Below are 8,536 nucleotides of genomic sequence, written 5' to 3'. Positions count from 1 at the left end.
GGGCTCTGCCCCCAGACCCCCGTTCGGCCTGAACGGCCTCGTCCTCAAAGGCCGGACGGGCTGAAATGCCTCACGCTCCGGACGGGCCGGAAGACACCGCCCGGCGTGGCAGTGCCGCGCACAGTGCCGCGCACACCACGAACGCCCCGGTCACCCACGGCATCGCCGCCGTCAGGGCGTCCGTCAGGCCGTTCCCGGCGTGGTCGAAGAACACCGTGCCGACGACCGCCGCCCCGAGCGCGCCCCCGAACTGCTGTGCCGTGGAGAAGATCCCGGACGCTCCGCCCGCCAGCTCCCCCGGCACCGCGGACAGCACCACGTTCACCAGGGGCACCACCAGGAAGCCCAGTCCGGCCCCCGCGACCACCAGGCCGGGCACCAGCGGCCACGCGCCGGTGTGTACGGCGGGCGCGTCGGTGACCGCTGCCCACACCCAGGCCAGACCTGCGGCCATCATCAGCGCGCCGACCCCGAGCACGAGGCGCCCGAAGCGCACCGCGAGTGCGTCCGCGGCAGGCGCGGTGAGGAACCCTCCGACCGAGAAGGCCACGGTGACCACTCCGGCCTGCATCGGCGTGTACTGCTCGCTCCCCTGCAGCCAGAGCGCGAAGACCAGGAAGAACCCCTGCATGCCGACCGAGAACAGCAGCTGCACCAGCACGCCCACCGAGAACGCGGGCAGCCGGAACGCCCGCGCCGGCAGCAGCGGCACCGTCCCCGCACCACGCCGGCGCGCCTCGAACACCCCGAGCCCGGCGACGGCGCAGACACCCGCGGCGAGGCAGAACCAGCCCCACACCGGCCATCCGTTCCCCCGGCCCTGCACCAGCGGCAGCACGATCGCCACCAGCCCGGCCGCCAGCACCGCGCTCCCCAGCAGATCCGGCCGCCCGGCCGACCGCTCCTTAGTGGCCGGCACCAGCACCAGGCCCGCGATCAGTGTGCCCACCGCAACCGGCACGTTCACCAGGAACACCGAGCGCCAGCCCCAGCCGAACAGATCGGCATCGGTCAGCAGACCGCCGAGGAGCAGCCCCACCGCCGAGGCGAACCCGGCGACGGCCCCGTACATCCCGAACGCGGCCCCGCGCTCCTTGCCCGCGAACAGGGTGCGGAACGAGCCGAGCACCTGCGGGATCAGCACCGCAGCCAGCACACCCTGCACGGCCCGTGCGGCGATCAGCTGGCCGGGCGTCTGGGCGAGGCCGCACCCCAGGCTCGCCAGTCCGAAGCCCGCGGTGCCGGCGAGGAACAGTCCGCGGCGCCCGAAGCGGTCCCCGAGGTGCCCGGAAACGATCAGCGTGGCGGCGAAGCCCAGCAGATAGGCGGAGACCAGCCACTGCAGCTCGCTCTGCGAGGCGTGCAGGTCGCGGCCGATGGACGGGATCGCCACATTGACGATCGTGACGTCCAGCAGGTCCATCAGCGCCGCGATCATCATCACGACGGCGGCTGCCCAGCGGCGTGGGTACGGAGCCGCGTCGGTGGGCGGGGACATGGCAAGGGTGGTGGTCATGGCGTCTCCCGTGGGGTTCCGGACGTCGTCGAGCCCAGATTTATTTCGTTCGGACGAACGAAAGACTTGCACCGATGCTTCGATGATCGCAAGTACTTAGTTCGGCCGAACGAAATATTTGCTACGCTGACCCCATGAGCGGCAGCGAGACGGGATCCGAACGGCGGCTGGTGCCGAACCTCGAAGGGGCCGTCCCCACGGACGACCCGCGGCGGGCCGAGACACTGCTGCGGCTGTTCGCGGTGGGCCGGGAGAACAGCGGGGCCACGGTGATGTTCCACTCCGCGGTGTCCGCCCGGCAGGGCCTGATCCCGAGCGAGGAGAAGGCCCTCGACCTTTTGGAGCGGCACGGCCCACTCACCGCGAAGGACCTCGCCGAGCGCACCGGCCTGGCGCCCGCATCCGTCACCGGCCTGGTCGACCGCCTCGAAGCCAAGGAATTCGTACGCCGGATCAAGCACCCGACGGACAAGCGGCGGGTGCTCGTCGAGCTGAACCGGGAGAAGATCGCCCATCTCTTCGCGTTCTTCGAGGAGTGGGCGCGCGACATCGCCGCGGCGTGCGAGCAGTTCAGCACGGACGAGCTGGAGACCGTGATCCGCTTCCTTCAGGTGATGACGGAGGAGCAGCGCAAGGCCGCCGCCCGCCTCACCGGCTGAGTCCGCTCAGGCCCCGTACACCGCGCCCGGCTCCGCCGCCTCCGCCAGCAGCTTCAGCGCCGCCTCGCCCGCCTCGCCGGGACTCCAGCGCGCTCCCTTGTCGGCGCTCGGGCCCGGCCGCCAGCCCTCCATGACCGTGATCCGGCCGCCCTCCGCCTCGAACACGCGCCCGCTCACACCGGCGCTTGCGGCGGAGCCGAGCCAGACCACGAGCGGGGAGACGTTTTCGGGAGCCATCGCATCGAAGCCGTCGGCGGGCGCCGTCATCGTGTCGGCGAAGGTGCGTTCCGTCATCCGGGTGCGGGCAGCGGGCGCGACGGCGTTGACCTGGACGCCGTAGCGGCGCAGTTCGGCCGCGGCGACCAGCGTCAGGCCGACGATGCCGGCCTTCGCGGCGCTGTAGTTGCCCTGACCGACCGACCCCAGCAGCCCGGCGCCGCTACTGGTGTTGACGATCCGGGCCACCGGCATGCGGCCCGCCTTGGCCTCGGCCCGCCAGTGCGCGGCAGCGTGCTTCAGCGGCAGGAAGTGGCCCTTGAGGTGGACGCGCAGGACGGCGTCCCAGTCGTCCTCGTCGAGGTTGACGAGCATCCGGTCGCGCAGGAAGCCGGCGTTGTTGACGAGGGTGTCGAGCCGGCCGTACGCCTCCAGGGCCGTCGCGATCAGGGAGGCCGCCCCTTCGGTGGTGGCGATGTCGCCGCCGTGGGCGATCGCCTGGCCGCCCGCCGCGCGGATCTCCTCCACCACCCGCCCGGCCGGACTGCCGGGGCCCGGTGCCCCGTCCAGACCCACCCCCAGGTCGTTGACGACCAGCCGGGCGCCCTCCGCCGCGTACGCGCGCGCGTGCGCTCGCCCGAGGCCGCGGCCGGCTCCGGTGACGACCACGACCCGCCCGTCGCAGATTCCGCTCATCTCACGTCTCCTTGTTGGCAGTTGCCGCATCCAGGAACGCCGGCCGCTCCCCTCCCCCGTGCACCAGCAGGCTCGCCCCGCTGATGTAGGCGGCCGCGTCGGAGGCCAGGAACACGGCGGCCGCGCCCACGTCTTCGGGTGTGGCCAGACGGCCGAGCGGCACCGTGCGGGAGACCGCCTCGATGCCGTCCTGGCCGCCGTAGTGGAGGTGGGCCAGCTCGGTGCGGACCATCCCGACGACGAGGGTGTTGACGCGCACCTCGGGCGCCCACTCCACGGCCATCGAGCGGGCGAGGTTCTCCAGGCCCGCCTTGGCCGCCCCGTAGGCCGCGGAACCGGGCGAGGGGCGGCTCCCGCTGACGCTGCCGATCATCACCACGGAGCCCTGCGCCCGCCTGAGGTGTTCGTAAGCGGCGAGGGAAGCCGTCAGCGGCGCGAGGAGGTTGAGCTCCAGCACGCGCGCGTGCCGCTCGGCTTCCGCGTCGGTGAGCAGCCGGTAGGGCCCGCCGCCCGCGTTGTTGACCAGGACGTCCAGCCGTGGGAGCGCGGCGAAGAAGGACCGCACGGCGGGTGGATCGCGCAGGTCGAGGGACGTGAACTCGACGCCCTCGACCGGGACGTCGGGCGGTCTGCGCGCACAGGCCACGACCCGCGCACCGGCCTCGGCGAAGGCCTGCGCGATCCCCGCTCCGACACCGCGGGTGCCGCCGGTGACGACGACGGTCCTGCCGCTCAGCTGCGGCCGCCGCAACTTATCCACAGGCCTCCCGCTCCGATCCGAGGGCTGCTAGCTTCGAAGACTCGCACCTAACAAATGTTTGGTGGAAAGGCGTTGGTTGGAAAGGTAGCTGATGTGCGCATGGGTGTCTCCACCTCGGCCCCGGAAAAGGGGCCCGGAAAAAATGGCATCGCCGTCGTGACGGTCGACTTCCCGCCGGTCAACGCGCTGCCGGTGGGCGGCTGGTTCGCGCTGGCCGACGCGGTGCGCGCGGCCGGCCGCGACCCGCAGGTGCGGTGCGTGGTGCTGGCGGCGGACGGGCGCGGGTTCAACGCGGGTGTGGACATCAAGGAGATACAGGCGCGGGGACCGAGCGCCCTGGCCGGTGCCAACCGCGGCTGCTTCGAGGCGTTCGCTGCGGTGTACGAGTGCGAGGTGCCCGTGGTGGCGGCGGTGCACGGCTTCTGCCTGGGCGGCGGGGTCGGGCTGGTGGGGAACGCGGACGTGATCGTGGCGAGCGAGGACGCCACCTTCGGGCTGCCCGAGCTGGACCGTGGCGCCCTGGGCGCGGCCACACACCTGTCCCGGCTGGTCCCCCAGCACCTGATGCGCGCGCTGTACTACACCTCCCGCACCGCGACCGCCGCCGAACTGCACGCACACGGCTCGGTGTGGCGGGTGGTGCCGCGGGAGGAACTGCGGGCCGCAGCCCTGGAGTTGGCGGGCGAGATAGCCGCGAAGGACGGTGAGCTGCTGCGGCTGGCCAAGGCCGCCATCAACGGGATCGACCCGGTCGACGTGCGCCGCAGCTACCGCTTCGAGCAGGGCTTCACCTACGAGGCGAACACGGTCGGGGCGGGCGACCGGGTCCGCGGCGCCTTCGGCAAGGAGAAAGGCGAGAGGGACGAGAGGGACGAGAGGGACGAGAGGGAGGGTGCACAGACGTGAGTGACAAGACGATGACCGCCGAGCAGGTCGTCTCCCGTCTGCACAGCGGCATGACCCTCGGCATCGGCGGCTGGGGTTCACGGCGCAAGCCCATGGCCCTGGTCAGGGCACTGCTGCGGTCCGGTATCGGCGAGCTGACCGTCGTCTCGTACGGCGGCCCGGACGTCGGCATGCTCGCGGCCGCCGGACGGATCCGGAAACTGGTGGCGCCCTTCGTCACCCTCGACTCCATCCCGCTCGAACCGCACTACCGCGCGGCTCGCGAGCGCGGTGCCTTCGAGCTGATGGAGATCGATGAGGCGATGTTCATGTGGGGGCTGCACGCGGCGGCGAACCGGCTGCCGTTCCTGCCGGTGCGGGCCGGCATCGGCTCGGACGTGATGCGGGTCAACCCCGCGCTGCGGACGGTGACTTCGCCGTACGAGGACGGGGAGACGTTCGTGGCGATGCCCGCCCTGCGGATGGACGCGGCCCTGGTGCACGTGGGCCGCGCCGACCGGCTGGGCAACGGGCAGTATCTGGGGCCCGACCCGTACTTCGACGACCTGTTCTGCGAGGCGGCGGACGCGGCGTACCTGTCGTGCGAACGGATCGTCGACACGGCCGAGTTGACGAAGGAGGCCGCACCGCAGACCTTGCTGGTCAAGCGGCACACGGTGACGGGCGTCGTCGAGGCGCCGAACGGGGCGCACTTCACCTCCTGCGCGCCGGACTACGCGCGGGACGAGGCCTTCCAGAAGACATACGCGACCACGCCGTGGCCGGAATTCGCGGCCCGTTTCCTGTCCGGGGACGAGCAGGCGTATCAGTCTGCGGTCGGGGAGGAGTCATGACGGACGTCACCCGCGCCGAGTACTGCGTGATCGCCTGCGCCGAGGCCTGGCGGGGCAACGGTGAGGTGCTCGCCAGCCCCATGGGACTGATCCCGTCCATCGGCGCCCGCCTCGCCCGGCTCACCTTCTCCCCGGACCTGCTGCTGACCGACGGCGAGGCGATGCTGGTCCGCCCGGACGGGACGCCGGAGGGCTGGCTGCCCTACCGGCAGCACCTTGCCCTGGTCTCCGGCGGCCGCCGGCACGTGATGATGGGCGCGAGCCAGCTCGACCGGTTCGGCAACCAGAACATCTCGTGCATCGGCGACTGGGAACGCCCCACGCGGCAGTTGCTCGGGGTGCGGGGCGCGCCGGTCAACACCCTGAACAATCCGACGAGTTACTGGGTGCCGAGGCATTCGCGGCGCGTGTTCGTCGAGAAGGTCGACATGGTCTGCGGTGTCGGATACGACCGTGCGGCCGGTGCGCGCTACCACCGCATCCCCTGTGTCGTCTCCGATCTGGGCGTCTTCGACTTCGCCACCCCCGACCACTCGATGCGGCTCGCTTCACTGCACCCGGGTGTCACGGTGGAGCAGGTCAGAGAGGCGACAGGCTTCGATCTGGCCGTCCCGGAGGGGGTGCCGACGACGCGTGAGCCGACCGCCGAGGAGCTGGAGCTGATCCGTGAGGTGATCGATCCGGCCGGCAGCCGTGCCAGGGAGGTCGGTTCATGAGGGAGACGGCTCTGACCCGGCTGGTCGGGGTCCGGCATCCGATCGTGCAGACGGGCATGGGGTGGGTGGCGGGCCCGCGCCTGGTCTCCGCTTCGGCTAACGCGGGCGCCCTGGGCATCCTGGCCTCCGCGACCATGACGGTCGACCGGCTGCGTGAGGCGGTACGGGAGGTCAAGTCCCGTACGGACGCGCCGTTCGGGGTCAATCTGCGCGCCGACGCCTCGGATGCCGGCGACCGGGTGCGGATCCTGATCGAGGAGGGCGTGCGGGTCGCCTCCTTCGCCCTCGCGCCCTCCGCCGAGCTGATCGCGGAGCTGAAGGAGGCGGGCGTGGTCGTCATCCCCTCCATAGGGGCCCGCCGGCACGCCGAGAAGGTCGCCGCGTGGGGCGCGGACGCCGTGATCGTGCAGGGCGGCGAGGGCGGCGGGCACACCGGGGAGGTCGCGACGACGGTGCTGCTGCCGCAGGTGGTGGACGCGGTGCGGATACCGGTGGTGGCGGCGGGCGGCTTCTTCGACGGACGGGGGCTGGTCGCGGCGCTGGCGTACGGGGCGGCGGGAATCGCGATGGGCACACGGTTCCTGCTGACGTCGGACTCGACCGTGCCGGACGCGGTGAAGGCGCGGTATCTGGCGGCGACCGTGCGGGACATCACCGTGACCAGGGCGGTCGACGGCCTGCCCCACCGGATGCTCCGCACGGACCTGGTGGACTCCCTGGAGAACTCCGGCCGCACGCAGGCCCTCTTCCACGCGGTCCGCAGGGCGGCAGGCTTCCGCAGGCTGTCCGGGCTGACCTGGCGGCAGCTGGTGCGCGACGGGCTCGCCATGAAGCACGGCAAGGACCTCACCTGGAGTCAGGTCCTGCTCGCGGCGAACACCCCCGTGCTGCTCAAGTCGGCCATGGTGGACGGCCGTACGGACCTCGGGGTGATGGCGTCCGGTCAGGTCGCCGGGGTGATCGGGGATCTGCCCTCGTGTGCGGAGCTGGTGGAGGGGGTGATGGCCCAAGCGGAGGACATCATCGGCACACTGGCGGTCGGCGACGCTTGAGCGTCCGCCGCCGTCTCACAGCCTCTCGATGATCGTCACATTGGCCTGGCCGCCGCCCTCGCACATCGTCTGCAGGCCGAAACGGCCGCCTGTGCGCTCCAGTTCGTGCAGCAGGGTCGTCATCAGCTTCACGCCCGTCGCGCCCAGGGGATGACCGAGGGCTATCGCGCCGCCGTTGACGTTCACCTTGTCCGGGTCGGCGCCGGTCTCCTTCAGCCAGGCCAGGACGACCGGCGCGAAGGCCTCGTTGATCTCGACGAGGTCGATGTCGTCGATGGTCAGGCCGGTCTTCTTCAGGGCGTGGGCGGTGGCCGGTATCGGGGCGGAGAGCATGCGGATCGGGTCCTCGCCGCGCACGGAGAGGTGGTGCACGCGTGCGCGTGGCGTCAGTCCGTGCTCGCGTACCGCCCGCTCGGAGGCGAGCAGCATCGCCGCCGCCCCGTCGGAGACCTGGGAGGAGCAGGCGGCGGTGATGGTGCCGCCGTCGAGGACCGGCCCCAGCCCGGCCATCTTCTCCAGGGAGGTGTCCCGGCGCGGGCCCTCGTCGACGGCGACCGGGCCGTGGGCGACGGTCTCGCGGTCGAAGCGGCCCTCGTCGATGGCGCGCAGCGCCCGCTGATGGGACCTGAGTGCGAACTCCTCCTGGTCCTGGCGGCTGATGCCCCATTTCGCGGCGATCATCTCCGCGCCGACGAACTGGTTCACCGGCTGGGCCCCGTACCGTGCGCGCCAGCCCTCGCTGCCCGCGAAGGGGCCTTCGGTGAACCCCAGGGGCTCGGCGGCCTGGCGGGTCGCGAAGGCGATCGGGATCTGCGACATGTTCTGCACCCCGCCCGCGACCACCAGGTCCTGTGTGCCCGAGAGCACGGCCTGCGCCGCGAAGTGCACCGCCTGCTGCGAGGAGCCGCACTGCCGGTCGATGGTCACTCCCGGCACCTCCTCGGGCAGTCCGGCCGCCAGCCAGCAGGTCCGCGCGATGTCCCCGGCCTGCGGCCCCACCGTGTCCAGACAGCCGAAGACGACGTCCTCGACGGCGGCCGGATCCACGCCCGAGCGGGCCATCAGCTCCTTCAGCACATGGGCGCCGAGGTCGGCGGGATGGACCCCGCTCAGTCCTCCCCCGCGCCGCCCCACGGGCGTACGGACCGCTTCGACGACATAGGCCTCGGCCATGGCGACTCC

The 8,536-nt window shown here is 72.0% G+C and carries 9 protein-coding genes; 5 read left to right on the top strand and 4 right to left on the bottom strand.

Annotated elements, in window-relative coordinates; genetic code table 11:
- Positions 1-70: 70 nt before the first annotated feature.
- Complete coding sequence (locus ACWC1K_RS44735; RefSeq protein ID WP_450839316.1) at positions 71-1,516, bottom strand: MFS transporter; 1,446 nt, start codon at positions 1,514-1,516, stop codon at positions 71-73.
- 134 nt (positions 1,517-1,650) lie between these two features.
- Here ACWC1K_RS44735 and ACWC1K_RS44730 point away from each other — a divergent pair, with 134 nt between their 5' ends.
- The gene (locus ACWC1K_RS44730) at positions 1,651-2,175 is read left to right on the top strand and encodes a MarR family winged helix-turn-helix transcriptional regulator (RefSeq protein ID WP_450839315.1); all 525 of its coding nucleotides are present in this window, start codon (positions 1,651-1,653) and stop codon (positions 2,173-2,175) included.
- 6 nt (positions 2,176-2,181) lie between these two features.
- Here the strand turns inward: ACWC1K_RS44730 and ACWC1K_RS44725 are convergent, their stop codons facing one another.
- Both ACWC1K_RS44725 and ACWC1K_RS44720 read right to left on the bottom strand, forming a co-directional pair.
- Entirely contained in the window at positions 2,182-3,087 is a 906-nt protein-coding gene (locus ACWC1K_RS44725) for an SDR family oxidoreductase (protein ID WP_450839313.1), read from the bottom strand.
- 1 nt (position 3,088) lies between these two features.
- Positions 3,089-3,847, bottom strand: a complete 759-nt coding sequence (locus ACWC1K_RS44720; protein ID WP_450839311.1) for an SDR family oxidoreductase — start codon at positions 3,845-3,847, stop codon at positions 3,089-3,091.
- Positions 3,848-3,946: 99 nt separating this feature from the next.
- Here ACWC1K_RS44720 and ACWC1K_RS44715 point away from each other — a divergent pair, with 99 nt between their 5' ends.
- From ACWC1K_RS44715 to ACWC1K_RS44700, 4 genes are read left to right on the top strand one after another with little or no spacing between them, the layout of a single operon-like run.
- The gene (locus ACWC1K_RS44715; RefSeq protein ID WP_450839309.1) at positions 3,947-4,753 is read left to right on the top strand and encodes an enoyl-CoA hydratase family protein; all 807 of its coding nucleotides are present in this window, start codon (positions 3,947-3,949) and stop codon (positions 4,751-4,753) included.
- Positions 4,750-5,586 carry a CoA transferase subunit A gene (locus tag ACWC1K_RS44710; RefSeq protein WP_450839307.1) on the top strand — a complete coding sequence of 279 codons (837 nt, stop codon included), beginning with the start codon at positions 4,750-4,752 and terminating at the stop codon, positions 5,584-5,586. The genes ACWC1K_RS44715 and ACWC1K_RS44710 overlap by 4 nt, the downstream gene beginning before the upstream one ends.
- Complete coding sequence (locus ACWC1K_RS44705; protein WP_450839306.1) at positions 5,583-6,302, top strand: CoA-transferase subunit beta; 720 nt, start codon at positions 5,583-5,585, stop codon at positions 6,300-6,302. Before ACWC1K_RS44710 ends, ACWC1K_RS44705 begins: the two co-directional genes overlap by 4 nt.
- Positions 6,299-7,354: an NAD(P)H-dependent flavin oxidoreductase gene (locus ACWC1K_RS44700; protein WP_450839304.1), complete on the top strand. Its 1,056-nt coding sequence runs from the start codon at positions 6,299-6,301 to the stop codon at positions 7,352-7,354. Before ACWC1K_RS44705 ends, ACWC1K_RS44700 begins: the two co-directional genes overlap by 4 nt.
- Before the next feature lie 15 nt (positions 7,355-7,369).
- Here the strand turns inward: ACWC1K_RS44700 and ACWC1K_RS44695 are convergent, their stop codons facing one another.
- Complete coding sequence (locus ACWC1K_RS44695; RefSeq protein WP_450839302.1) at positions 7,370-8,527, bottom strand: acetyl-CoA C-acetyltransferase; 1,158 nt, start codon at positions 8,525-8,527, stop codon at positions 7,370-7,372.
- Positions 8,528-8,536 lie beyond the last annotated feature (9 nt).

Source organism: Streptomyces sp. NPDC001492, from assembly GCF_053597275.1.
Note: the sequence above shows the minus strand (reverse complement) of the source record. Positions and strands in the feature narration are given on the sequence as shown.

Excerpts from the sequence above, each read along its gene's own strand:
- ACWC1K_RS44700 (WP_450839304.1), top strand. The coding sequence starts at position 6,299 with ATGAGGGAGACGGCTCTGACCCGGCTGGTCGGGGTCCGGCATCCGATC.
- ACWC1K_RS44730 (WP_450839315.1), top strand. The coding sequence starts at position 1,651 with ATGAGCGGCAGCGAGACGGGATCCGAACGGCGGCTGGTGCCGAACCTC.
- ACWC1K_RS44735 (WP_450839316.1), bottom strand. The coding sequence starts at position 1,516 with ATGACCACCACCCTTGCCATGTCCCCGCCCACCGACGCGGCTCCGTAC.
- ACWC1K_RS44715 (WP_450839309.1), top strand. The coding sequence starts at position 3,947 with ATGGGTGTCTCCACCTCGGCCCCGGAAAAGGGGCCCGGAAAAAATGGC.
- ACWC1K_RS44695 (WP_450839302.1), bottom strand. The coding sequence starts at position 8,527 with ATGGCCGAGGCCTATGTCGTCGAAGCGGTCCGTACGCCCGTGGGGCGG.
- ACWC1K_RS44725 (WP_450839313.1), bottom strand. The coding sequence starts at position 3,087 with ATGAGCGGAATCTGCGACGGGCGGGTCGTGGTCGTCACCGGAGCCGGC.
- ACWC1K_RS44705 (WP_450839306.1), top strand. The coding sequence starts at position 5,583 with ATGACGGACGTCACCCGCGCCGAGTACTGCGTGATCGCCTGCGCCGAG.